We start from the raw sequence: 24,006 nt of genomic DNA, 5'->3' as shown, positions 1-24,006 counted from the left end.
CTACTTGAACCACAGACGAACGGTATCGACGATCCGGCCAACGATGCCGGCGACCGGCACCGCTTCAAGCGCCAGCACCGGGTAATCGCCGTACGGCTTGTCATCGACGCTCACCTTCAAGGTCGCGAGCACCTGCCCCTGCGCGATCGGCGCAATCAGCGGCTCTTGCGAGACGAGTTCGGTCCTGATCTTTGGTCCGAAGCCCTTGGGGACCGCGATCACGAGGTCATTGGCAAAGCCGAGCTTGACCGTGGCCTCCTTGCCTTTCCAGACCTTCAGGCTGGAGACCGCCTCGTTCTTCGCGTACAACTGCACGGCGTCGTAGAACTGGAAGCCGAAATTCAGCAGCTTGAGCGACTCCTGCGCGCGCGTGCTGTCCGATGCCGCGCCCAGGACCACCGACAGCAGGCGGCGTGACCCGCGCTTCGCCGACGAGACCAGACAATAGCCTGCTGCCTCGGTATGACCCGTCTTCAGGCCATCGACGGTCGGGTCGATATACAGCAGGCGGTTGCGATTCGGCTGCGTGATGTTGTTGTAGCGGAACTCCTTCATCGAGTAGTACTTGGCATACTCCTCGGGGAAGTCGCGGATCAGGGCGCCGGCCAGGATCGCCAGGTCTTGCGCCGTGGTGTAGTGCTGTGGGTCAGGCAGGCCGCTGGAGTTGCGGAAACTCGACCCCTTCATGCCCAGTCGCTGCGCCTCGCGATTCATCATCTGCGCGAAGTTCTCCTCGTCGCCGGCAATGGCTTCGGCCAGGGCGACACAGGCGTCGTTGCCTGACTGGACGATCATGCCCTTCAACAGGTCCTCGACCTTCACCTGGGTGCCGATCTGGATGAACATTCGCGACCCCCCGGTCTTCCAGGCCTTCTGGGAGACGGGCACGGCCTGGTCAAGCTTGATCGTGCCCTGCTTGATGGCCGCAAAGCTCAGGTAAGCCGTCATCAGCTTGGTCAATGAAGCCGGCTCGAGGCGCTGGTCAGGCGCCTGGGCGGCCAGTTGCTGCCCGGATGCCATCTCGACCAGCAGCCAGGACTTGGCGGCCAGCGCCGGAGGCGTGGGCAATTGCTGCGCAATAACGAGAACCGGAAAGCAAAGGAGAACGAGAAAGAGGGATCGGAGCTTGAGCATGGCTGGATTCTTGGCAAAGCGGCGATTATAGCAAGCCATCCCGGCAGTACCCGCAGGCGTTTTTCGGCTACCCCCGGCCGGCTGATTCCTCTGCTTCGTGACTTACCGCACAGCCCGACAGGCTAGCTCGCACCTACCATAGTGACACTTTTTGGCATCCCGGCCCACCTCAGGCGGGCGCAACTGGACCCCTATGTTGCCACCCTTTCGTCCACTCTCGAGTTCCCTTGACCTGCAGGGCGCGTTTGCGCAACTCTCAAGACGCGGATTTGCCGGCGACCGCCTGGACGAGACCTTGCGCCATCTCACCGCGACCACCGGCCAGATGCTCAACATCGAGCGCGTCAGTCTGTGGGGTTTGACAGCGCAACGTGAGCACCTGGAATGCATCGACCTCTACGAGCTTTCCCGCGACCGGCACAGCAGCGGTCTGACACTGCCGGCCGCGGCCTACCCCGAGTACTTTCGGGCGCTGCAGCAGGGCGAGCCGATTGTCGCCGATGACGCAATGACGCATCCGTCTACCCAGGAGTTTGCCAGCGACCACCTGCTGATGAACGGCATCAGCGCCTTGATCAACTCGCCGATTCATGCCGATGGCGAACTGCAGGGCGTGCTCTGCATCGAGCGGGTCGGTCCGCACTCAGCCTGGACCTCGGTGCAACGACTATTCGCCCATGCCGTCGCCAGTCTGGTCAGCGTCGCCCTGCTGCAGCACCAACTGCTGTCAAAGGAAGCAGAACTGCGCGATGCCAACAGCCTGCGACGGGCCTTGTTCAACAGTGCGCGTGACGCCATCCTGATCTCAGACGCCAAAACGGGGCATATTCTCGATGCCAACCCGCAGGCGGAAAAACTGTTCGGACGGCGATTGCAGCAGCTTCTTGGCGTTCTGCAGAGCGAGCTTTGCTCCGGCAGCAAGGACCTGGACACGCGCGACCTCTTCAAGCTGCTGGCCCGGACGGCAGGCGCCGAGTCAGTGCGCAGCGAAGTGCTCGCTGACAACGGCAAGCTCATCCCGGTCGAGATCAGCGGCCAGGTGGTACAGCTTGAGAAGGGCAAGGAGGTTGTCCAGGGAGTCTTTCGCCCGCTCGACGGAGAATCGACAGCACCCTGAGCCACCGGTCACCGCGTTGGCTGCGTGTGTGACTGCATGCAAGCCTGACCGGCCGAGAGATTGGACTCGCCGCTACTTCTTCTGCTGCGTTTCCTGGGTAGTCGGCGCTTCATCCTGCTTCGGGGCATCGCCGATGATGGTCTTCAGGGGGCAGATCGAGAACGCCGGGCATTTCCTGCAACCGGCGACAATGGCGATTGGGCACAGGGTCATGATGATTCTCCTCGTTGGTGGTTACGCGAACAGGATACACGCCTTTGCCAAGGGCCGTGTGAACAGCTGAGTTGGGCTTCCTTGACGTTCCCGTTGCGGGGCTTCAACTCGATCCCGGGGGAAGGCTGGCGCGCACTCCGATGCCTGGTGACCCGAGAGGAGCAGGCTATGGCGAGACGTCCGGGGATCCGCCTGCCTCCCAGCGCCCGAGGTCGTCACGCGTATTGATGTTCTCGAAGGCCTCGGCCTGGTCATCAAAAGCGACTGCAACCATCTTCTGCGCGGCCTGCCAGCGATCGGCCTTGCGCCCCCCACCGGCGAGAAACTCGGTCAGGGAAGGCAATACCTGACGCCGGCACAGAGAGAAAACTGGCTGCGGCCGATCAAAGGTGCGGGCGACTGCAAGATCGGCGCCGTTCACGGTCAGGGCCTGCAGCAGGCGGACAACCAGGTCGGCCGGCAGGAAAGGAGAGTCACAGGGGACGGTGGCGACCAGCGGATGCGTGGCCGCCTGCAGCGCGGTGTGCAGCCCCGCCAGCGGGCCGGCGAAATCCGGGATCTGGTCGGGGACGACGCGCTGACCGAAAGCGGCGTAACGCTCGCCGTGCTGGTTGGCATTGATCAGCAGTTCATCGACCTGTGGGCCGAAGCGCTCGATCACCCAGGCGACCATGGGCCGACCGCGCAGCGCCAGCAAACCCTTGTCGAGACTGCCCATGCGGCGACCAAGGCCACCCGCCAAAATGACACCGGTAATCCGCGGGCGGTTCATCGTGCAAACCGCTCGTCGCTGGTCAAGGGGAGCAATTGCTTGCCCTGGGCGCGGCTGGTCATCGTCAGGCCGATCTGGCAGGCGTTGATGCCGGGGCCACGCCTTCGCGCCATATGATTGCGTCGACTGCCCGATGCCGAAGCCGGGGAACGCCGGTACTCGATATTCGATTCATCGGCCGCATTCTACACGCCACAAGTACTGTTGTTTTGTACAGCTTTGTGATAAGCTTGTTTGCATTGCCTTGAATTCCGATCAATCGACCCTTACGGAGGAGTCACTCACCATGAATCGCATTCAGCAGTGGTTTGAGCAAATTGCGGGGGTTTCTCGGCACGACCGTCATCGCTGGGCGCAGGCGCAAGAGATTTTTGGCAGCCAGCGCCTGGATATTTCAGCCTTGCAGAAACCGGCCTGCTGGCGGCGGAAGTTGGCCGCCGCCAGCCCTCGGCGATCTGCCTGACGGGCTCGTTGGCCGGCAAGACCGTCAGACCGCACCTTCTCTGCGCCAGCGTGGCAACCGGGACGTGCCGACCTCGGCGAAGCGACAGGCCGTCGTCTGGCTGCGGCGGGAAAATGGGACTCGGGCGCGACCCGGGATCGGGCGGCCGGAAGGACCGTCGGCATCAGGGAGATCACTGCCGGCGCAGCGGCTGCAGGAGGGAAGACAGGCCATTGTGGTCGAGTTCGTGCATCAAAGCCAGAAGCTGACCCAGCTTGCCGGCGGGAAAACCCTGGCGGGCAAACCAGTTCAGGTAATTGCCGGGCAGATCGGCGATCAGACGGCCTTTGTACTTGCCATAGGGCATAGTGCAGGTCAGCAGCAGTTGCAAGTCGTCCGCATTCATCGCGTCATTGCTTTATCCAGAGGGACGGACCGTCCCGGTGAGCGAACTCTAACACCCGGCACGGCCCCCCGCATGTGCAGTCGGCGTCGAGGAAAGTCGGGCCTGTCGCTCGGGGATCGCGTGCCGCGTCACTCTCGCCGCTGGCACGCAGAAGAACAGCGATCTCGCCTGACCACAGCCCCCCGACGAGGGCAATCCGGCTTGCGGTCAACGCTCTTTTTTTTGGCATAATGTCACCCTCTTGTGGGAAGTTGGCGATGTTCAGCGACCCTTGGCGCCAGAAATCAACTAACCAACCAATTGAGAGGAGACTTCGATGTCGTTGCTGAATTCTGATCGTAACTTGCGAATTGCCCTTGCCACGGCCGCAGCGGCCCTGCTTGCGGGCTGTTCAAATATGCAGATGGGGTCGCCGGATGCGAAGACGACGGCCACCGGTTCGGCGGCCGGTTCAACCACCGACAACGCGAGCAGCCAACTCGAGAAGTGCAGCAGCTCTCTCGGTACAGTCGCCGTGGTTGAGGACACCCATGCGCCGTGGTACGGAGTCCTGACCGGTCAGATGAAGCTGGGTTCCACCACCCCAGTCCTCAAGTTGTTGATCCAGCAGTCCAACTGCTTTGTCGTCGTCGACCGTGGCCGCGCCATGAACAACATGATGCAGGAACGTGCCCTGGCAGATAGCGGGGAACTACGCAAGGGGTCAAAGTTCGGCAAGGGCCAGATGGTATCCGCGGACTACTCGATGAGCCCATCAATCACCTTCAGCAACAACAATGCGGGAGGCATGGCTGGGGGCCTTGGCGGCTTCAGCCGCAGCGCAGGCGTCCTCGGTGCCATTGCTGGCAGCATGAACGTCAAGGAGGCCAGCACCCTGTTGACCCTGGTTGACAACCGTTCCGGCGTTCAGCTCGCCGCCGCCGAAGGCAGCGCCAAGAACATGGACTTCGGCGCCATGGGCGCCCTTTTCGGCGGCGGCGCCGGCGGGGTGGGGGGCGGCTATGCCAACACCGCAGAGGGCAAGGTAATCGTCGCGGCGTTTACCGACTCATACAACAACATGGTGCGAGCGGTGCGCAACTACAAGGCGCAGGAGGTCCGGGGCGGGCTGGGTACCGGCGGCAATCTGGGCGTGCAAGGCGCTTCTGAAGCCCAGGGGTCGACCAAGAAGGGCCGGAAATAGGAAGACTACGACCCGAGCGGGGCGGGCTGTCGGATCGCTCCCGCCCCGCCCGACAACGCAGGGACGATCGGCATTAGCCGCTGAGCGGCTGCTTGCAAGGTGCGACCAGACAGCCGACGATCCCCACGATCCTGGACCCGACCCGGGCATTCACCCCTAGCGCGGCGGCTCGGTAACGAAGGCAATTCTCACCAGCCCGGCTCGCTGCGCATCAGCAAGCACCTCGGTCACTCGCTCGTAGCGTGTCCCGCGGTCGGCGCGCAGGTGCAGTTCCGGCTGCCCGCCGCGCGCGCCAAGTTCAGCCAGACGCGCCGCAAGCTCGCTGCGCTCGACCGCCTGGCCATCGAGAAAAACCTTCCCGGAGGCGTCAATCGCCACGGCAATGACCTGTGGTCGGTCATCGAGGCTGCTCGCTTCGACTCGCGGCAGATCCACCGGAACCGCCTGATGAAACAGCGGCGCGGTGATGATGAAGATCACCAACAACACCAGCATGACGTCGACCAGCGGCGTCGTGTTGATTTCGGCCATTGGCTGACTGGCGCCGCCGTTGTCGAATGAACCAAAAGCCATCTCCCCCCCTCTTCAGCCGCTGCGGCTGACGCGCACGGCGCCAAGGTCAACCAGCTTGTCACCCGGCCGACCGCGCAGACCAGTCGTCAGGTAGGCGTGCAGGTCGTGAGCAAACCCGTCGAGCCGTGCAAGCGTCAGCCGGTTACCGCGGGCGCAGGCGTTGTAGGCCAGGACCGCCGGAATGGCGACAAACAGACCGGCCGCAGTCATGATCAGCGCCTCGCCAACGGGCCCGGCCACCTTGTCGAGGACCACCTGCGTCGCGCCGGAAAGACCAACAAGGGCGTGGTAGATTCCCCAGACGGTCCCGAACAGGCCGATGAAGGGTGCCGTCGAACCCACCGAGGCAAGAAAGGTGAGCCCGGATTCGATACTCGCCTGGGCCTCCACGATCTGGCTGCGCAGCGCGCGCGTGACAAACTCGCTGACACTGACACCGGCGCCGATCCCTCGATCGGCATGCAGGCGATGCAATTCGGCGGCATTGGCGCCCGCAATGGCCAGACTGGCAAGAATGCCGCTCCGGTCCTCGCACCCGATCGCTTCGATGGCCGCCGGCAAGCTTGGCGCGCCCCAGAACGAAGCCAGAGCGCGCGCATGGCAACGCTTCGCCTGCCAGACACCGTAAGCCTTCACCGCAATCACGTACCAGCTCGCCACCGACAGCAGGGCGAGGAGGATCGCCACCGCGTGCGTCAGCCAATCACCCTGCGCCCAGAAATGGGCCAAACCTGTCTCCATTCGCATGCCGCTTTCCTGTTCAAGTTTCGAGAGCAAACTGCAACGGCACCAGCACCGAGGAATCGACCGTCTCAGATCCCTGTCTGGCGGGGATGAATCGCCAACGCTCGACGGCTGCCCGGGCGGCTTCATCCAGACGCGGGAAGCCGCTCGATTGTTTGATCTCCACCGCCAGCGGCAGCCCGTGCGCACTCACCCTGACCCGCAGCACAACCCGCCCCTGCTCACCCAGACGCCGCGACGCCGCCGGATAAGCCGGCTTGGGATTGTGCAGGTAATCGGCGTCAAAGCGCGCCCCCACCACCGGCGGCGGTGCCACCGGGAGCGACTCCTCCGACCTTGCCGCTGCTTGCGGCGCGACGGCAAACGAAGCCGTCGCTGGCGCGGTGGCAATCGCCGTCAACACCGGCGGCGGCGCAGACGCTTTCCGCTGCGGTGGTGCTGTCGGCGCCGGCCTCGCTCGTACGACCCTTGTCGGCGGAGCGCGCTTTCTCGCTTCCTCGATCCTGGCCGCTACGGCCACGGGCTCGAGCACCCGCACGGTCAATACCGGCAGAAATTCAGGAGACTGGGGTGCCCTGGCCACCCCAAACGCCAGCAACAGCCCCAGCAGGTGCAGGCCGGCAACGGCCAGGAGGAAGAGACCAGTCTGCCAGAATGGCTGCCGGACAATCCTTGGCAATTCATAGTACGCGGAGGCGGTGCGGACCAGGCTCGACGTTTCGCTCAAGTCTGTCTCGGGGGGATTGAAGATCTGCCCAAAGGCCGTCATTCTATGCCGCATCGTCGCTATCCGGGTGCGTCATTTCGTCTCATGGCAAACAGCGCATCCGGGTCCCGGAAAGGAAGTGCAGATGATGATCCATTCGAATCCATTCGCCAATGGACGAAGCGCCTGGCTCACACCACTGACGCGAAAGCGCTTCGATCATTGCTCACCCTCAGTCTTCAGCCGCTCCGGACCGTTCTTTCGTGACCGTGCCTGCTATCTGTCCATGGTTTGTTGTTGGCGCAGCGCCTTTCGTGCTGCCTTATGCACCAGTTCCGTAAGGGACGCCAGGGCCGACGAACCAATCCGCCAGCGATGCCAGAACAGTGGCACGTCCACCCAATGCTGCGGAGCCAGCTCGATGACTTGCCCCGCTTTCAGATGCGCCTCTGCCAGCTGTTCCGGAATCATTCCCCAGGTCATGCCGCGCAACACCGCTTCACCAAAAGATCGTGTGGTGGGTACGTAGTGCGTCGGTGGTTTCATGACGGCATCCGTGAGCCGGGAGAGAAAGGCCTGCTGCAAGCCATCCTTCTTGTTGAACATCAGCATCGGGGCAGCGTGCAGCGATTCGGCATTGACTCCAGCGGCAAAGTGCCGCTGGAAATAGGACGGCGAGGCCAGGGCCAGATAGCGCATCACGCCGAGCGGTTCGATCCGGCAGCCCTGAATCGGGTGGGCACTGGCACTGACGCCAGCCATGACGCTGCCTTCACGCAGCAACGTCACCGAGTGATCCTGATCCTCGACCCTGAGGTCAAGGGTAACGGCCGCGCTGCTGGCAAGCCCATCGAACACCTCAACGAACCAGCTATCCAGGGAATCGGCGTTGATCACCATCGGGATCCGTACGGCCACTGTGGCGCTGGCGTCGCAGACGCCAAGTGCGGAGAGAACCTCCGACTCCAGGAGGGCAAGTTCTTCAGCGTAGCGCAGCAGAGGGCGTCCGGCGACGGTCGCCTGACAGGGCGCGGAGCGCTGGATCAGAATCTGCCCCATGCGCTCCTCCAGCAACTTGATCCGCTGACTAATCGCCGACGGAGTCACGTTCAACTTCCGCGCGGCCAATTCGAAACTGCCCTCGCGGATGGCTTCGGCAAACGCGGCCAATTGAGCGTTGTCAACCTTCATAAATTAGCCAGTCTAATGAATCATCAGGAATTTTAACTGTACTGATCTCGCGGCGCACCATAACCTGACTACATTGCCAACTTCACTGACAAGTCATGCCCGCTGACCTGATTGCCGGATTCCTGTCCGGTACAGTCCTCATCGTCGCCATTGGTGCGCAAAATTCGTACGTGCTTCGCCAAGGCATCCGGGGCGAACACATCCTGCCACTTGTGCTCCTCTGCGCAAGCGCCGACGCCCTGCTGATCGCAGCCGGTATTGCTGGGCTGGGGGCATTGATTCAAGCCCAGCCCGTGTTTCTCAACCTTGCCCGCTACGGCGGCGCGGCGTGTTTGTTCGTCTATGGACTGGCGTCGGCACGACGTGCCCTCAAAGCGGAACAGCTCATCGTCGGCGCCGGGACCGGGTTACCGCTCGGTGCTGCCCTCGCGACCTGTCTCGCCCTTACCTTCCTCAATCCGCACGTTTATCTGGATACTGTCATCCTTCTCGGTTCGCTGGCCAGCCAACGAGAAGAGGGACGATGGATTTTTGGCGCAGGAGCTGTTGGCGCGAGCTTTGCTTGGTTCCTTGCACTCGGTTACGGGGCGCGTTTTCTGGCCCCGCTGTTCGCAAAGCCCATCGCCTGGCGGGCTCTCGATTTGCTGATCAGCATGACGATGTTTGGGCTCGGCAGTGCCTTGATTCTGGAATAGCACCGATTGGTCGCTCGCCTGCTCTCCCCGAGGACTCAGCCATCGAGCTTGGGATAGATCAGCGCCGGTCGGGAGCCCGTTTGCCTCACTCCTCGCTTTCACCGTCACTCACCCCGTACTCGCGGTCGAGATTGTTCATATAGCGGGCGTACCACCAGATGATCAACAGGTAGATCACCGGCGCGCCCTGGGCGCCCATGTAGAAGCCGAGAGGAAAGCCGAGCACGGTGACATCTGCCAGATCGCGCGCAAAGTAGCTGACGACGAAGGTGACGACAAACCACACCGCCAGCAAAGACGCCGTCAGCTTGAGGTTGCGCCGCCAGTAATCCCGATGCTTGCGACCGAGCCGCATTGAACCTCCTTCGCTGCCGGCAGCCAGCTCAACCCGGGCGTGGGCAAGGCCCTCGGCGCCAGGCGAGCCATCACCAGCGGTCAAACTCCGGATAACGAACGCTTTCGACGAAATCCTGCGTTTCCTGACTGGGCGGCTTGCCCAGCAGGCTGACCACGACGATCGTCAGAAAGCCGGCGGCAACGCCCCACACCCCGGCCGAGGTTGACTGAATCCCCAGCCAGGGCTCCATGCCGATCCCCTGAATACCTAGCCAGGGGATAGCATCAAAATGCACTCTCACCATGAGCCTCTTGCAAAACTCACCCTGCAGGGCTGATTTTTTCGCGGCTGGAGGCGAAAGCGGAGGACGCGGGCGGCCACTTCTGGCATGATATGGTTATCGAGACCAATATCATAACGCCCGCCAAATGAATACTACCCAACCCCAGCTGATCATGCAACGGTGGCACGTGGTTCAGCACGAGTTACTGCCCGAGTTGAAGGCGCAAGTGGGTCCGCTGACGCCGAAGCTGGAGAAGGTCATCCACACGCTGGAATGGGTACGTATCGAGGAATTCACGGCGGTTTCGTGGTGTGGCGTAGGGCGTCCGCCGTTTGAACGGGCGTGGCTGGCGAACGCCTTTGTGGCCAAGGCCGTGTTGGGCCTGACGACGACCGTGGGGCTGATTGAACGCCTGATGATCGACCGTGCGCTGCGCCGCATCTGTGGTTTCCCGCTACACAAGACGCTGCCTTCCGAGGCGACCTTCTCGCGCGCCTTCGACGAGTTTGCCGAAGGGGGCCTGAGCCAGCGCGTGCATGAAGCCCTGATCAAGGAACATCTGGGAGATCAGCTGATCGGGCATCTCAATCGTGACGGCACGGCCATCGAAGCCCGCGAACGTCCGTCCCGGAAGGAAACGCCCGCATCGGAAGCGGCCGCCACGGCACAGGCCGCCCTGTTGCCGAAGGAAGAGCGCCCTGCCGAGACGAGCGTGCCTGAAACGCCCGCACCGGCACGCAAGAGAGGCCGCCCGCGGCGCGGCGAAGCACGTCCGGCTGCGAAGGCCGCCCCGATCAAGCGCCAGCGCGAGCAAACGTTGGCTCAAATGCTCGAAGAGATTCCCACCGCGTGTGATCGCGGCACGAAGTGCAATGCCCAAGGCTACAAGAACAGTTGGCGCGGCTACAAGCTGCATCTCGACACCGCCGACTGCGGCGTCCCCATTGCGGCGCTGCTCTCCAGCGCCTCGATGCACGACAGCTTGGCCGCCATTCCGCTGTCGCTGATCAGCGCCGATCGCGTCACCAACCTTTACGACCTCATGGATGCGGCCTATTGCAGCGCCGACTTGCGCGAGCACAGCCAGAGCCTGGGCCACGTCCCCCTGATCGATCACAATCCGCGCCGCGGAGAGAAGATCGAATTCTCCCCGGCTGAAGCGATCCGCTACAACGAACGGACCGCCGCCGAGCGGAGCAACGCCCGGCTGAAGGATGAATTCGGCGGTCAGACCATCCGGGTCAAAGGCGACACCAAAGTGATGGCTCACCTGATGTTCGGCATCCTGGCGCTGTCCGCTGACCAGTTGATGCGATTACGACGATGACCGCCAGCGTTCCCTCTCCGGCCGCTGTGCATTCGCGGAATGCAGGAGGGCGCTCGCCCCGCATGAGGCAAACCATGCCATACGGTTAGCCGCTCAGCCAAGGAGACCTCCCTCGCGAAAAAAATCGCTCCCCGAGAGCGAATGGTGCGGCGCAGCAATTTGTCCGGGTGAGTTTTGCAAGAGGCTCACCATGTAATAGACGGTCACCAGAAGACCAATCGCCATGCCGCTCACGGCACCGGCCGGCGTCGCCCGCTTCCAGAAAACCCCAAGAATCAGGGCTGGGAAGAAAGCGGCGCCGGCCAGTGAGAAGGCCCAGGCGACCATGAAGAGAATGGTGGCAGGCTTCTGCGAGGCCACACTGGCCGCCAGCACGGCGACCACCAGCAGCAGGGATTTCGAAACCACCAGCCGCCACTGCGTTGTCGCTTGTGGGCGAAAGGTCTTGTAATAGACGTCATGCGACAGGGCCCCGGCTATCGTCAGCAACAGCCCATCGGCAGTGGACAGGGCGGCTGCCAGTGCACCGGCAGCCACCAGGCCGGAAATGACGTACGGCAAACCGGCGATTTCGGGGGTCGCCAGCAGGATCACATCCGGGTTGAGCGCCAATTCAGCGAGTTGCAGGATACCGTCGCCGTTGATGTCCTCTATCGACACCATGCCGTTCTTGCCCCATGAACTGACCCAGAGCGGTAGTTGCGCGATCGATGAGCCAATCAGACTCGAGTAAATCTCGTATTTGGCAAAAGCCGCATAAGCTGGCGCCGTCAGATACAACGCGAGGATGAAGAACAGCGACCAGAAAACCGAGCGCCGCGCCTCGCGTACGCTGGGGGTGGTGTAGTAGCGCGTCAGCACGTGCGGCAGGGCAGCCGTGCCGATCATCAGACAGAAGACCAGGGTGAGGAAGTTCAGGCGCGCGGCGGCGTTTACCTCGTCGCCCTTGCCGGGATAGGGAGTCAGGTGGTGATCGGGTGGTGCCCCACGCAGCCCTGCCTGGCGCATCAGTCCGTCCCAGTAGCTGCGGGCATCTTCGCTGCTCTTCGGCAACTCCCGACGCTGCCGCTCGAGTGCGACCACCTCGCGCATTTGCGCATTGCTGCTCTTCAACTCATCGATCTGTACTGACAGGCTGCGGCGCTCCTCCTCGAGCGAAGCCGGAAGTGTCAGTATTCGTTCGTAGTAGCCGTCGGCACGCTCGCGAAAAAGGCGGCGCGCTTCGACCTCGGCGGGGTTCTCGAAGATCTTCTCCTCAAGAACCTGTACCTTCTGCAGCACCTGGCCATAGGTCAACTGGGGCAGCGGAATGCCGGTCACCTGGTAGGAGAGAATGGTCACCGGAACCAGGTAGGCAACGATCAGGATGGCGTATTGCGCCACCTGTGTCCAGGTCACCGCGCGCATACCGCCAAGAAAGGAGCAGACGAGGATGCCGGCAAGGCCGACGTACACCCCGATCTCGAACTGCAGGCCAACAAAGCGGCTGGTAATCAGCCCGACGCCATAGATCTGCGCCACGACGTAAACAAAAGACGCCAGGACGGTTGCAAAGACCCCGACCAGTCGCGCCAGATTGCCGCCATAGCGGGCGGCGAGGAAGTCGGGGATCGTGTATTGCCCAAAACGACGCAGATAAGGCGCCAGCAACAGCGCAACCAGAACGTAACCGCCCGTCCAGCCCATGACGTAGGCCAGGCCCTGATAGCCCGACAGGTACAAGGTCCCGGCCAGCCCCATGAACGAGGCGGAGCTCATCCAGTCTGCACCGGTGGCCATGCCGTTGAATACTGCCGGTACCCGCCGGCCCGCCACGTAGTACTCGGTGACACTGGTGGTGCGTGCCAGCACACCGATAGTCGCGTAGAGCAGGATGGTCAGAAAGAGGAAAGAGTAGCCTATCCAGCGCGGCGGCATGCCGTAGCGCTCGAGCACGGCCAGCAGAAGGACGACAAGGAAGAAGGCGGCGGTGTAGGAAGCGTAATATTGACGCAACGGCGTGTCGTGATCAGCCATCGCCGGCCTAACCTTAACCTAGCCGCTCTGGTGCAGGTGGCGCCGCGCCTTTTCGAGCGCATGCAGACTGGCCGGCGTGTCGAAACCTTTGCGTGCCGCGTAGGCAATGGTGATCTGCAACAATTGAGCACTAGCGAAAGCATCCGACAGAGCATTGTGACGGTCGATGCTGTCGACGCCAAAGTGTGCAAGCCAGCCGTCCAGCCCGCCCTGCGCATCGTTGGCATCGCGAAAGAGATCGGGCAGAACCCACACCAGATCGATCCACGGCAGGCCCAGCTTGATTCCCAAATGCTCTGCCAGCGCGTCGTCGATCATCCTGGCAACAAACGGGGCGTTATAGGCAACCAGAGGCGCCTTGCCGACAAACTGCAGGAAGTCGATCAACGGTTCGACCGACGGCCCGGCGACCGTCGGCTCCGGCGTCGGCTGCTCAGCCGGCGAAGGTGCAGAATCGACGCCCTGCTCGACATCTGCCAACAGCAGCTGAAAGGCATCATTGAAGTCAATCTGGCCATCGACCAGGGCCAGCGCGGCAATCGAACACAGGCGATCGCTGGTGACGTTGCTTCCGGTCGCTTCGACGTCCACCACCACGTAGCGACAGCGATAGTGCGAACGGCGCAGATCCGCCTCAGGCAAATGCTGCCAACCGGCGATCAGCTGCTGCTGCCTGGCTGTCAGTGCTTGGCCAGGGGCCTGCTGACCGGAGAAAATTCGCGAAAACCAGGTCATGGTCAGAGTTGGTAATCGAGTTTCAGGCGTGCCTGCAGCTTGCGTGCCTGCCGGAAGGCCTCTTTCAGGATACGTCGCTCGATCTCGTTCAGTTCCTCCGGTCGAATGAGATTGTCTCCGGCACGCCCGTGCTCCTGCTCGAAATGCTGGTGCCGCAGGCGCAAAAGCTGAATGAAGTTGAAACCCTCGAGACTCGCAGCCAGGTCATCCGAAGAAATATTCATCACCGCAGCCGCGCGCTTGAGACGTTGCACGGTGTTGGTCGCCTCGACATCATGTGCCAGCGCAAAAACCCGTGCTGCATCGGTAAACAGGCGGACACCATATTTCTTGAGATCGATGGTTCCCGGATGGTCTGGATCAGAACCGGTGACGAAGTCACGGATCCTGCCCAGCGGCGGCGACACGGCGAGCGCGTTTTGCGCCAGCATGCGCAGGAACAGTGGATTTCCACGCGTCTGCCTGAGCAATGAAAGGCGCAACCGGTGGGCGAGATTGAAGCGGCCGTAGAGCGGTCGAAAATCGAAGAAGATGGTCGCGTTGAGCAAAGCCTGCGGCTCCGGCGTGCGCACCCAACGCGCGAATCTTTCCTCCCACTCCTCGAGCGTCAGACACAGATCCGGGTTGCTGGCCATGATGTTCCCCTTGCACAACGGGAAACCACATTGGTCGAGATCGGCATTGACGTCACGCGCGAACTCAAGAAAACGCAGTTGCGTCAGCTCGCGATCCATGATGTCGGTACAGATATAAACGATCCCGTTATCCTGGTCGGTGGTGAAGGTCTGTTCGTCACGACCCTCCGAACCAAAAGACAGCCACGCCCAGTCGATTCCGTAGAGGTCATGCCGATCGAGATTCAGCTCGATGATGCGGCGGGTCACGGTGTCGTTCAGCGTCGAAATGAACTGGGTGATCTCCTGCGCGCCGACCCCCTCGGTGAGCATCGTCAGCGACAGCTGCCGAACATCCGCGCGAGCATGCTGCAGCACCTCGAGACTGCTCGCGGCATCGATCGCGTGCCGGATCTGTCGCAGGCCAGCCCCCTGCAGCTTGAACAGATCGCGCTCGGAAATCACGCCCTTCAGGCGACCACCCTCGTCCACCGCCAGCACATGGCGGATGCCGTGCATGGCCATCGCCAGTGCCGCATCGTGAGCGTTGGCAGCCATCGGCAAGGTCTGCAGCACAGGCGACATCACCGTCGAAATCGGCTGATCCAGCGAAGTGCCGGGCAAGACAATCCGCTTGAGCACGTCCGACAGGGTGAAGATGCCGACCGGCTGCTGCAGGTCATCGACAATCACCATCGAACCGAGGTGGCTGGCGGCCATCAACTCGACCACCTGGCGGATGGACGCTGCCAACCCCACCGAAACCGGCTCCCGCTTGACAATCGAGGCCAGCGGAGAATTCATCGTCCTCTGCTCGCCAGCGCGCTGGGCCAGTTGAAGCTGCAACTGCTGCTGCGACTGCTTGAGCAGATCGGCGATGTACTGCGTGCAGAAAAGGTTGAAGACCGTGCTCTTCTGGGTCAGGGTGAAGAAGTCACTGGCCGGCAATTCGTAGCAGAAGACGTCCTCGGCAGCCGTATAGGCACTGGATGTCGGCCGCTGCGCCATCAGCGCCGCGATGGCGAAGCACTGACCAGGACCCAGGTTGGTCGGCGAATGCTCACTGTGAGCAAGCCCGGCGCCCGCCTTCACCCGCACCCTGCCACGCTGCATGATGTAAAGAGCACGCGCGACGCCCATCTCGCTCGACAGAATCAGGGCGCTCCTCGGGTAATGAGCAAGCCTGACATGCTCGGCGAGAAAGCGCAGCGCCTCGCCCTCCATTCGATCAAATGGTGGGTAAGCCTGCAGGAAGCGGATGCATGCCGAGACCAGTATCTCTGTCGCACTGTTGCTCATGCCTGCTCCTCGATCGGCACAAAAGAACAGGCCGGCACCTAGAGCGCCGGCCCGCTTGGTAGAGGCTCAGCCGCCAGTTCTGCTCGTGTCCGACTTTGCCGCCCAGCCAAAGTCAGACAGGGCGACACGCGGGGGGTCGCCGTGAGCAGCCCGCCGCTGCGGCCCGATGCTTCAGAACGCGCCGGACCGCGCGACCGCCTTTCGATCATCCACCCCGCAGCTGCTCCAGAATGGCCGGATTCTCAAGCGTCGAAACGTCCTGCGCGGCCGTTTCACCTCTGGCCAGGGAGCGCAGCAGACGACGCATGATCTTTCCGGAGCGGGTTTTTGGCAGGTTCTCGCCAAAACGCAGATCCTTCGGCTTGGCAATCGGGCCAATCTCCCGTCCGACATGATCCTGCAGTTCCTTGATCATCTTCTTCGCCGCTTCACCCGTCGGCCGCGGACCCTTCAGCACGACAAAGGCACAGATCGCCTCGCCTGTCAGGTCATCCGGGCGACCCACCACTGCCGCTTCCGCCACCATCGGGTGCGAAACCAGCGCCGACTCGATTTCCATGGTTCCCATACGGTGACCGGAAACGTTCAGCACGTCATCAATACGACCGGTGATCGTGAAATAGCCGGTGTTGATGTCCCGTATGGAACCATCGCCGGCGAGGTACAGCTTGCCAGCGAAATCGTCCGGATAATACGACTTCTTGAACCGCTCGGGATCACCCCAGATGTTGCGGATCATCGCCGGCCAAGGCTTCTTCACGACCAGCAGACCGCCCTTGCCCCAATCGAGTTCGGTGCCTGTTTCGTCGACCACGGCAGCCTGGATGCCCGGGAAGGGCAAGGTGCATGAGCCCGGTACCAGCGGCGTAACGCCCGGCAGCGGCGTGATCATGTGGCCGCCGGTCTCGGTCTGCCAGAAGGTATCAACGATCGGGCAGCGACCGCCGCCGACGCTGTTGTAATACCACTGCCAGGCGGCCGGGTTGATCGGCTCGCCAACCGTGCCCAGCAGGCGCAGCGACGACAGGTCATACTGCGTCGGCGCAACCGACGGATTGGTGTCGGCAGCCTTGATCAGCGAGCGGATGGCCGTCGGCGCCGTGTAAAAGATGGTGACCTTGTGGTCCTGGATCATCTTCCAGAAGCGACCGGCATCCGGATAGGTCGGGATGCCTTCGAAAACCATCTCCGTTCCGCCACAGGCGAGTGGCCCATAGGTGATGTAAGTGTGACCGGTGACCCAGCCGATGTCTGCGGTACACCAGAAAAGATCGTCGGGCTTCAGGTCAAAGGTCCACTTCATCGTCAGCACAGCGTGCAGCAGGTAACCGCCCGTCGAATGCTGGACGCCCTTCGGTTTGCCGGTCGAGCCCGAGGTGTACAGCAGGAACAAGGGATGCTCGGCTTCGACCCACTCCGGCTCGCAGACATCGGACTGACCGGCGATCACGTCGTGCCACCAGATATCACGACCGGCGACCATGTTGCAGGCGCCACCGGTACGCCGGAAAACGATCACATCCTTCACCGACTCGCAACCACCCAGCGCAATGCCCTCGTCGACCGCCGGCTTGAGCGGGATCTTCTTGCCACCGCGACATTGCTCGTCGGCGGTGATCACCGCCACGGCACCAGCATCGTTGACCCGGTCACGCACCGACTGCGCCGAGAAACCGCCAAAGACCACCGAGTGAATGGCGCCGATGCGCGCACAGGCCTGCATTGCCACGATGCCCTCGACGCCCATCGACATGTAGATCAGTACCCGGTCACCCTTCTTGATGCCGCGCGACCGCAGGCCGTTGGCGAACTGGCTGACGCGCGACAGCAGTTCCTTGTAGGTGATCCGCTTGACCTCGCCGTCATCGGCTTCGAAGACGATCGCCACCTTGTCGCCAAGACCGGCTTCGACGTTACGGTCGAGACAATTGTACGAAGCATTCAACTTGCCGTCGGCAAACCATTTGAAGAACGGAGCGTTGGACTCGTCAAGCACCTGCGTGAACGGCTGTTTCCAGGAAATGTGCTCGCGGGCAAGGCGACCCCAGTAACCCGTGTAATCCTTCTCAGCCTCGGCGCACAGTGCCTTGTAAGCATCCATGCCCGAAATCGTCGCCTGTTTGACAAACTCGGCGGAGGGCTCAAAAAAGTCTAGGGCCTCGTTCAGTGACATATCCCGTCTCCTGTTCAGTATTTGTGGAAGATTCAAGAAAGCGATGCAGCAAGTGGCGAAAAGAACCCATTGTTTGTGAATTCCGCGTCGCCGAAGGCAAATGATACGCTTCAGGGATGGCCTGGTGGCACGCCAATCTCCTCGGATTAGACCCCGCCAATCTTACACACCACTTACGGCATGGCCTTGCAGCGCGACGGAAACAGGCCTTTTTTTGGTGCTAGAATCAAGCATCCCAAACGCCCAACGTTGAAACCATGTCCTCACTGAAACCCACCGTAGACAAACTCGAGATGTTCATCTTCTGGAGTCGCTGGCTGCAGGCACCGCTCTACCTTGGCCTGATCATTGCCCAGGGGGCCTATGTCTATCTCTTCATGCTCGAGTTGTCGCATCTGGTCCACAACCTCTTTTTCAGCGCCACCCGCATCAACGAGACCGAAGTCATGCTCGTCGTTCTCGGCCTGATCGACGTGGTGATGATCGCCAACCTGCTGATCATGGTCATCATCGGCGGCTATGAAACCTTTGTTTCCCGCCTCGACCTTGACGGCCATCCCGACCAGCCCGAGTGGCTCTCGCATGTCAACGCCGGCGTGCTCAAGATCAAGCTGTCGACCGCAATCATCGGCATTTCCTCGATTCATCTCCTGAAGACCTTCATCAATGCTCAAAACATGAACCAGCATACGATCATGTGGCAGGTCATCATCCATGCCGTCTTCCTCCTCTCGGCACTGTCCATGGTCTGGGTCGACCGGGTGATGACCCAGACCCTGGCGCTGAGCCGGTCGACACCTGCCGGCAAGCACTGAACTGATCCCCAGCGGGGGACGCCCCGCCACCCAACCGAGAGAGCCTGAAATGACCACTATCAAGCAGGAAGACTTTATCCAGAGCGTTGCCGACGCCTTCCAGTACATCAGCTACTATCACCCACTTGACTACATCAAGGCGCTCGGCGCCGCCTACGAACGCGAACAGAGTCCGGCGGCCAAGGATGCCATCGCCCAGATTCTCACCAACAGCCGCATGTGTGCCGAAGGGCACCGCCCGATCTGCCAGGACACGGGCATTGCGGTCATCTTCCTCAAGGTCGGCATGGAGGTCAAATGGGACGCCAGCCTGTCGGTGCAGGAAATGTGCGACGAGGGTGTTCGCCGCGCCTACAACAACCCTGACAACAAGCTGCGCGCCTCTGTCCTGCTCGACCCCGCCGGCGCGCGCAAGAACTCGCGCGACAACACCCCCGCCGTCGTCCATTACGAGATCGTTCCCGGCCACCACCTGGAAGTCATCTGCGCCGCCAAGGGCGGCGGTTCGGAAAACAAGTCCAAGTTCTACGCCCTCAACCCGTCCGACTCGATCGTCGACTGGGTTCTCAAGACGGTGCCAACCATGGGCGCTGGCTGGTGTCCGCCGGGAATCCTTGGCATCGGCATTGGCGGCACGCCGGAGAAAGCGATGCTGCTGGCCAAGGAATCGCTGATGGCGCCGGTCGACATCCATGAATTGATCGCTCGTGGACCGGGCAATCGAGTCGAGGAATTGCGCCTCGAGCTCTACGAAAAGGTCAATGCGCTGGGCATCGGCGCGCAGGGTCTCGGCGGCCTGACCACCGTCCTCGACGTCAAGATCCTCGACTACCCGACCCATGCCGCCAGCCTGCCGGTGGCCATGATCCCCAATTGTGCGGCAACCCGCCACGCGCATTTCCATCTCGACGGCTCCGGACCGGCTGTCCTGACACCACCGGACCTGAATGAATGGCCCAAGGTCAACTGGATGCCAAACACCGCGACCTCGACACAAGTCAACCTCGACACGCTGACCCCCGCCGAAGTCGCCGCATGGAAACCTGGCCAGACGCTGCTTCTCAACGGCAAGATGCTGACCGGGCGCGATGCGGCGCACAAACGGATCCAGGACATGCTGGCCAAAGGTGAGAAACTGCCGGTCGACTTCACCAATCGGGTGATCTATTACGTCGGACCGGTTGATCCCGTGCGTGACGAAGCCGTTGGCCCGGCTGGCCCAACGACCGCAACGCGAATGGACAAGTTCACCGAGATGATGCTGGCCGAAACCGGCCTTATCTCGATGGTGGGCAAGGCCGAGCGGGGACCGACGGCGATCGAGGCCATCAGAAAACACAAGTCGGCGTACCTGATGGCCGTCGGTGGCGCCGCCTATCTCGTCGCGAAAGCCATCCGGACAGCAAGGGTGGTCGGTTTCGCCGACCTCGGCATGGAGGCAATTTACGAATTCGATGTCAAGGACATGCCCGTGACCGTGGCGGTGGATGCCAGCGGCACATCGGTGCATGACACCGGCCCGAAGGAATGGCAGGCCAGGATCGGCAAGATCCCGGTCGCGGTTGCCTGAGTTTCCGGGAGTGGCCAGGCGGGGATTTGGTTTTCGGCCAGCCTCGCCTTTTCTGGAGAAGGCACCCATGGCGATAGAGCGGCACGGCACGACGCAGCGATATTCCGATATCTGCGCCTATGGCAACACCATCTACCTCGTCGAGACGCCGCAGACGCTTGACAGCAACGTCGCCACCCAGACACACGAGGTTCTCGCCGGCATCGAAAAACTGCTGGAACAGGCAGGCAGCGACAAGACGCGCCTGCTGATGGTCACCATCTACCTGCGGGATATCGGCGACGCCATTGCCGTCAACGCGGTCTGGGACCGATGGATTCCACACGGGACAGCGCCGGTACGGGTCTGCGTTGAAGCCAAACTGGCCCATCACGACTTCCTCATTGAAATCGCCGTCGTCGCTGCCCGCTAGAGGCGCCGCAGAGCATCTCCCCACAAGCCTCAGCCGTCGCCGGTGGACAGCTCTGGCTGATGGCCCATCGCGGAGCTTTCGTCTGACTCGATGATTGGCGTTTTCGACAGTGGCCTCGGCGGCCTCTCGGTATTGGCAGCCATCGCCCGCGCGCTGCCCCGCGCCGACCTGGTTTACCTTGCCGACACCGCGCATCTGCCCTATGGTGACAAGGACGACGCCTACATCCGCAGCCGTGTGCTGCGGATCGGCAGTCACCTGGTTGACCAAGGCTGCCGCGTCATCGTCGTTGCCTGCAACACCGCCACCGCGGCCGCCGTGGCGGCCTTTCGCGAGACCTTTCCCGGCCTGGCAGTGGTCGGCGTCGAGCCCGGTGTCAAGCCGGCCGCGGCGCTGTCGCGCAGTGGCCGCATCGCCGTCCTGGCAACGGAATCCACGGCGCGCAGCGAGCGGCTGGCCGACCTGATCCGGCGACACGCCGGATCAGTACAGGTCAGGGTCGAAGCCTGCCCTGGTTGGGCCACCAGAGTGGAGACGCTACGCCTCGATGAACCGGACTTTGTCGAAGAAGCCCGGCAACATCTGGCCCCCCTGCTCGCCGCCGGGGTGGACCAGATCGTTCTCGGTTGCACCCATTACGCGTTTCTGTGTCCGGTACTTGAAACGATCGTGGCCAACAAGGCGACCCTGGTCGACGTCGCCGACGCCGTCGCCCGCCAGTGCGTGCGCCTCGCCGGCACCGACGCCCACGGGCAGGGCCGACTGATACTTCTGGCAACCGCCCAGCCGGAACGACTGCAGGCCGCCCTTCCCGCCCTCGGCCTGAACTGGCTGAGCCGGCGCAGCAGCAGCGCAGCGCGCCTGGTCGTCGCTTGAAAGATCGAAGCAGTTCCCCACCTGCCCGGGTCGCCGTCATCGGCGGTGGGCCGGCAGGCCTGATGGCGGCTGAAGCGCTCAGCGCTGGCGGAGCGACGGTCGATCTTTACGATGCCATGCCCTCGGTCGGCCGCAAGCTGTTGATCGCCGGCAAGGGTGGTCTGAACCTCACGCACTCGGAACCGGCAGCCATGTTTCGCTCCCGCTATGGCAGCCGGCAGGATCAGCTGACGCCACTGCTCGACGCCTTTGGTCCAGCGGCCTTGCGCGAATGGGCGCGAGGCCTTGGCGTGGAAACCTTCGTCGGCAGCTCCGGACGCGTTTTCCCCACCGACATGAAAGCCGCGCCGCTCCTGCGCGCCTGGCTGCAGCGCCTACGCGGTGCCGGCGTGGTTTTCCACGTGCGCCACCGCTGGTGCGGCTGGACACGTTCCAGCACCGGCAGTACGCGGCTTGATTACGCGACACCCGATGGCGAACAGCAGCGCGAGGCAGCGGCGGTCGTCCTGGCGCTCGGTGGTGGCAGTTGGCCGAAGCTCGGTTCCGACGGACGCTGGTGCGCGCTCCTCGAACAGGCGGGCATACCCGTAGCACCACTGCGTCCGGCAAACTGCGGCTTTGACGTCGGCTGGAGCCCGTACCTCAGCGAACGCTTTGCCGGCGCAGCAATCAAGCCTGTGGTCGCCTCTCTCGTTGACTCGGCGGGTGTCCAGCATCGTCGCCAGGGTGAATTCGTGCTGACCGCAAGCGGGCTCGAAGGTAGCCTGATTTACGCCCTCTCCGCCGTCTTGCGCGACGAGATCGCCAGTCGTGGATCGGCAACCCTGCACCTCGACCTGCTACCCGGGCACGACCTCGCCCGTGTCGTCAGCGAGCTGGCACGGCCGCGCGGGGCGCGCTCGCTGAGCAGCCACCTGCAAAGCCGCCTGCAGCTCAAGGGTGCCAAGGTTGCCTTGCTGCACGAATGCGTCGCGGCAAGCAACTTCGCCCATCCCGAGTCCCTTGGCGCCGCCATCAAGTCCCTGCCGGTTCGCCTGATCGCAGCGCGACCGCTGGACGAGGCGATCAGCAGCGCCGGCGGCGTGTGCTTCGAAGCGCTGGACGAACGACTGATGCTGCGGCAGCTCCCGGGCGTGTTCTGCGCCGGCGAAATGCTCGACTGGGAAGCGCCGACCGGCGGCTATCTCCTCAGCGCGTGTCTTGCCAGCGGCCGCGCGGCCGGCCTTGGCGTACTGGCGTGGCTCAACGATCAATACAGCAGCGCTGACACCCCGACCGATTCATCTCACGGGAGGCAGTCATGATTGCGCCAGACAACCGCCTCGGCAGAGCCACCGCATATGAGTACGTCTCCTGCTGCCTGGCCCTGCTGGCAATGCTGATGATCCTCACGGTCCACCTGTTGCCGGCATTGATTGCCGGTCTGCTGGTGTACGAACTGGTGCACGTGCTGGCGCCGTTCTTCGCCCGACACCTCTCGAGTGCGCGCGCCCGGGGGCTGGCTGTCGGCCTGGTGGTACTACTTGTACTCGGCGCGGTAAGCGGGGCAGTGCTCGGGCTCATTGCCTTCATGAATAGCGAGGGAGGCAGTTTCGCTGCGCTGCTGGCGAAGATGGCTGAAATCATCGAAACCTCTCGCTCGACGCTGCCCGCATGGCTGGCCGACCTGCTGCCGCGAGACGGCAAAGCGATGCGTGAATCTGCCAGCCAATGGCTGCGAGAACATTCGGCCGAACTGCAGATGATCGGCAAGGAAACCGGCCACATACTCGCGCACGTGCTCATCGGCATGGTCATCGGTGGCATGGTGTCGCTGCGCGAGGCCAACCATGACGAAACCACCGGGCCGCTGGCGCTCGCTCTGGCCGACAGGATCTCTCGCCTTGGCGATGCCTTCCGCCGGATCGTGTTCGCCCAGGTAAGGATCTCGGCACTGAACACCCTGTTCAGTGCGCTTTATCTGGCCGTCCTCCTGCCGCTGTTTGGCATTCACCTACCACTTACCAAGACGATGATCGTCGTCACTTTCATCGCCGGCCTGCTGCCGGTGGTTGGCAACCTGGTTTCCAACACGGTGATCTTCGTCGTCAGCCTGGCTCACTCGCCAATGGTGGCCATCTCCTCGCTGACTTTCCTGATCTTGATTCACAAGCTCGAGTACTTCCTCAACGCACGCATCGTCGGCGCCCAGATCAGGGCCAAGGCCTGGGAGCTGCTGACCGCAATGCTGTTCATGGAGAGCACCTTCGGTCTTGCCGGACTGGTCGCCGCACCGATCTGCTATGCCTGGCTGAAGGATGAGCTTGCCAGCCGGCAACTGATCTGAAATCCCGGGCCGCCCGGGCAAGCTGACCGGCGACCGCCGGCGTCACC

24 protein-coding genes are annotated in these 24,006 nt (G+C 62.5%); 10 read left to right on the top strand and 14 right to left on the bottom strand.

What is annotated here, in order from left to right:
• Positions 1 to 1,134, bottom strand: coding sequence for a D-alanyl-D-alanine carboxypeptidase family protein (locus tag V5B44_RS01540; protein WP_332357357.1), 1,134 nt, complete (start codon positions 1,132 to 1,134; stop codon positions 1 to 3).
• Between the two features lie 193 nt (positions 1,135 to 1,327).
• Here V5B44_RS01540 and V5B44_RS01535 point away from each other — a divergent pair, with 193 nt between their 5' ends.
• Positions 1,328 to 2,251, top strand: a complete 924-nt coding sequence (locus tag V5B44_RS01535; protein WP_332357356.1) for a GAF domain-containing protein — start codon at positions 1,328 to 1,330, stop codon at positions 2,249 to 2,251.
• A gap of 72 nt (positions 2,252 to 2,323) precedes the next feature.
• Here V5B44_RS01535 and V5B44_RS01530 read toward each other — a convergent pair whose 3' ends face one another.
• The 3 genes from V5B44_RS01530 to V5B44_RS01520 all read right to left on the bottom strand — a co-directional run bounded on the left by V5B44_RS01530 (position 2,324) and on the right by V5B44_RS01520 (position 4,084).
• Entirely contained in the window at positions 2,324 to 2,464 is a 141-nt protein-coding gene (locus tag V5B44_RS01530; protein ID WP_332357355.1) for a hypothetical protein, read from the bottom strand.
• Positions 2,465 to 2,630: 166 nt separating this feature from the next.
• The gene (gene mobA, locus V5B44_RS01525) at positions 2,631 to 3,236 is read right to left on the bottom strand and encodes a molybdenum cofactor guanylyltransferase MobA (RefSeq protein ID WP_332357354.1); all 606 of its coding nucleotides are present in this window, start codon (positions 3,234 to 3,236) and stop codon (positions 2,631 to 2,633) included.
• Positions 3,237 to 3,871: 635 nt separating this feature from the next.
• Positions 3,872 to 4,084 (bottom strand): DUF3820 family protein, encoded by a 213-nt coding sequence (locus V5B44_RS01520; protein WP_332357353.1) that lies wholly within the window; start codon positions 4,082 to 4,084, stop codon positions 3,872 to 3,874.
• Between the two features lie 316 nt (positions 4,085 to 4,400).
• On the opposite strand from V5B44_RS01520, the gene V5B44_RS01515 reads away from it, so the two are divergent.
• Positions 4,401 to 5,267, top strand: a complete 867-nt coding sequence (locus V5B44_RS01515; RefSeq protein ID WP_332357352.1) for a CsgG/HfaB family protein — start codon at positions 4,401 to 4,403, stop codon at positions 5,265 to 5,267.
• A gap of 156 nt (positions 5,268 to 5,423) precedes the next feature.
• Here V5B44_RS01515 and V5B44_RS01510 read toward each other — a convergent pair whose 3' ends face one another.
• The 4 genes from V5B44_RS01510 to V5B44_RS01495 all read right to left on the bottom strand — a co-directional run bounded on the left by V5B44_RS01510 (position 5,424) and on the right by V5B44_RS01495 (position 8,481).
• A complete protein-coding gene (locus V5B44_RS01510) occupies positions 5,424 to 5,840 on the bottom strand; it encodes an ExbD/TolR family protein (RefSeq protein ID WP_332357351.1) in 417 nt (138 codons plus the stop codon).
• 12 nt (positions 5,841 to 5,852) lie between these two features.
• Positions 5,853 to 6,587: a MotA/TolQ/ExbB proton channel family protein gene (locus tag V5B44_RS01505; RefSeq protein WP_332357350.1), complete on the bottom strand. Its 735-nt coding sequence runs from the start codon at positions 6,585 to 6,587 to the stop codon at positions 5,853 to 5,855.
• Between the two features lie 13 nt (positions 6,588 to 6,600).
• Positions 6,601 to 7,365, bottom strand: a complete 765-nt coding sequence (locus tag V5B44_RS01500) for an energy transducer TonB (RefSeq protein WP_332357349.1) — start codon at positions 7,363 to 7,365, stop codon at positions 6,601 to 6,603.
• Between the two features lie 201 nt (positions 7,366 to 7,566).
• On the bottom strand, positions 7,567 to 8,481 hold the full coding sequence (locus V5B44_RS01495) for a LysR family transcriptional regulator ArgP (RefSeq protein WP_332357348.1): 915 nt from the start codon (positions 8,479 to 8,481) through the stop codon (positions 7,567 to 7,569).
• A 95-nt stretch (positions 8,482 to 8,576) separates the two neighbouring features.
• Here V5B44_RS01495 and V5B44_RS01490 point away from each other — a divergent pair, with 95 nt between their 5' ends.
• Entirely contained in the window at positions 8,577 to 9,176 is a 600-nt protein-coding gene (locus V5B44_RS01490) for a LysE/ArgO family amino acid transporter (protein WP_332357347.1), read from the top strand.
• 85 nt (positions 9,177 to 9,261) lie between these two features.
• On the opposite strand, the gene V5B44_RS01485 is transcribed toward V5B44_RS01490, so the two are convergent.
• Both V5B44_RS01485 and V5B44_RS01480 read right to left on the bottom strand, forming a co-directional pair.
• Positions 9,262 to 9,531 (bottom strand): DUF4212 domain-containing protein, encoded by a 270-nt coding sequence (locus V5B44_RS01485; RefSeq protein ID WP_332357346.1) that lies wholly within the window; start codon positions 9,529 to 9,531, stop codon positions 9,262 to 9,264.
• A 70-nt stretch (positions 9,532 to 9,601) separates the two neighbouring features.
• Complete coding sequence (locus V5B44_RS01480; protein WP_332357345.1) at positions 9,602 to 9,817, bottom strand: hypothetical protein; 216 nt, start codon at positions 9,815 to 9,817, stop codon at positions 9,602 to 9,604.
• 124 nt (positions 9,818 to 9,941) lie between these two features.
• On the opposite strand from V5B44_RS01480, the gene V5B44_RS01475 reads away from it, so the two are divergent.
• Positions 9,942 to 11,123 carry a transposase gene (locus V5B44_RS01475; protein ID WP_332357344.1) on the top strand — a complete coding sequence of 394 codons (1,182 nt, stop codon included), beginning with the start codon at positions 9,942 to 9,944 and terminating at the stop codon, positions 11,121 to 11,123.
• A gap of 93 nt (positions 11,124 to 11,216) precedes the next feature.
• Here the strand turns inward: V5B44_RS01475 and V5B44_RS01470 are convergent, their stop codons facing one another.
• From V5B44_RS01470 to acs, 4 genes are all read right to left on the bottom strand, one after another.
• Positions 11,217 to 13,139, bottom strand: a complete 1,923-nt coding sequence (locus V5B44_RS01470; RefSeq protein WP_332357343.1) for a sodium:solute symporter family protein — start codon at positions 13,137 to 13,139, stop codon at positions 11,217 to 11,219.
• Positions 13,140 to 13,157: 18 nt separating this feature from the next.
• A complete protein-coding gene (locus tag V5B44_RS01465) occupies positions 13,158 to 13,874 on the bottom strand; it encodes a 3'-5' exonuclease (RefSeq protein WP_332357342.1) in 717 nt (238 codons plus the stop codon).
• Positions 13,875 to 13,876: 2 nt separating this feature from the next.
• Complete coding sequence (locus V5B44_RS01460) at positions 13,877 to 15,787, bottom strand: DUF294 nucleotidyltransferase-like domain-containing protein (RefSeq protein ID WP_332357341.1); 1,911 nt, start codon at positions 15,785 to 15,787, stop codon at positions 13,877 to 13,879.
• 205 nt (positions 15,788 to 15,992) lie between these two features.
• Entirely contained in the window at positions 15,993 to 17,960 is a 1,968-nt protein-coding gene (acs, locus tag V5B44_RS01455) for an acetate--CoA ligase (protein ID WP_332357340.1), read from the bottom strand.
• A gap of 257 nt (positions 17,961 to 18,217) precedes the next feature.
• Between acs and V5B44_RS01450 the strand changes: the two genes are divergently transcribed.
• The 6 genes from V5B44_RS01450 (at position 18,218) to V5B44_RS01425 (ending at position 23,959) form a co-directional block, all read left to right on the top strand.
• The gene (locus tag V5B44_RS01450) at positions 18,218 to 18,775 is read left to right on the top strand and encodes a TIGR00645 family protein (protein ID WP_332357339.1); all 558 of its coding nucleotides are present in this window, start codon (positions 18,218 to 18,220) and stop codon (positions 18,773 to 18,775) included.
• Positions 18,776 to 18,824: 49 nt separating this feature from the next.
• Positions 18,825 to 20,345, top strand: a complete 1,521-nt coding sequence (locus V5B44_RS01445) for a fumarate hydratase (RefSeq protein WP_332357338.1) — start codon at positions 18,825 to 18,827, stop codon at positions 20,343 to 20,345.
• Between the two features lie 67 nt (positions 20,346 to 20,412).
• On the top strand, positions 20,413 to 20,757 hold the full coding sequence (locus tag V5B44_RS01440; protein ID WP_332357337.1) for a RidA family protein: 345 nt from the start codon (positions 20,413 to 20,415) through the stop codon (positions 20,755 to 20,757).
• Positions 20,758 to 20,847: 90 nt separating this feature from the next.
• The gene (gene murI / locus V5B44_RS01435; RefSeq protein WP_332357336.1) at positions 20,848 to 21,633 is read left to right on the top strand and encodes a glutamate racemase; all 786 of its coding nucleotides are present in this window, start codon (positions 20,848 to 20,850) and stop codon (positions 21,631 to 21,633) included.
• Positions 21,630 to 22,937, top strand: coding sequence for a TIGR03862 family flavoprotein (locus V5B44_RS01430; RefSeq protein WP_332357335.1), 1,308 nt, complete (start codon positions 21,630 to 21,632; stop codon positions 22,935 to 22,937). The genes murI and V5B44_RS01430 overlap by 4 nt, the downstream gene beginning before the upstream one ends.
• The gene (locus V5B44_RS01425; RefSeq protein ID WP_332357334.1) at positions 22,934 to 23,959 is read left to right on the top strand and encodes an AI-2E family transporter; all 1,026 of its coding nucleotides are present in this window, start codon (positions 22,934 to 22,936) and stop codon (positions 23,957 to 23,959) included. The genes V5B44_RS01430 and V5B44_RS01425 overlap by 4 nt, the downstream gene beginning before the upstream one ends.
• Positions 23,960 to 24,006: the final 47 nt, after the last annotated feature.

The sequence above is a fragment of the Candidatus Accumulibacter necessarius genome (assembly GCF_036625085.1).
Note: the sequence above shows the minus strand (reverse complement) of the source record. Positions and strands in the feature narration are given on the sequence as shown.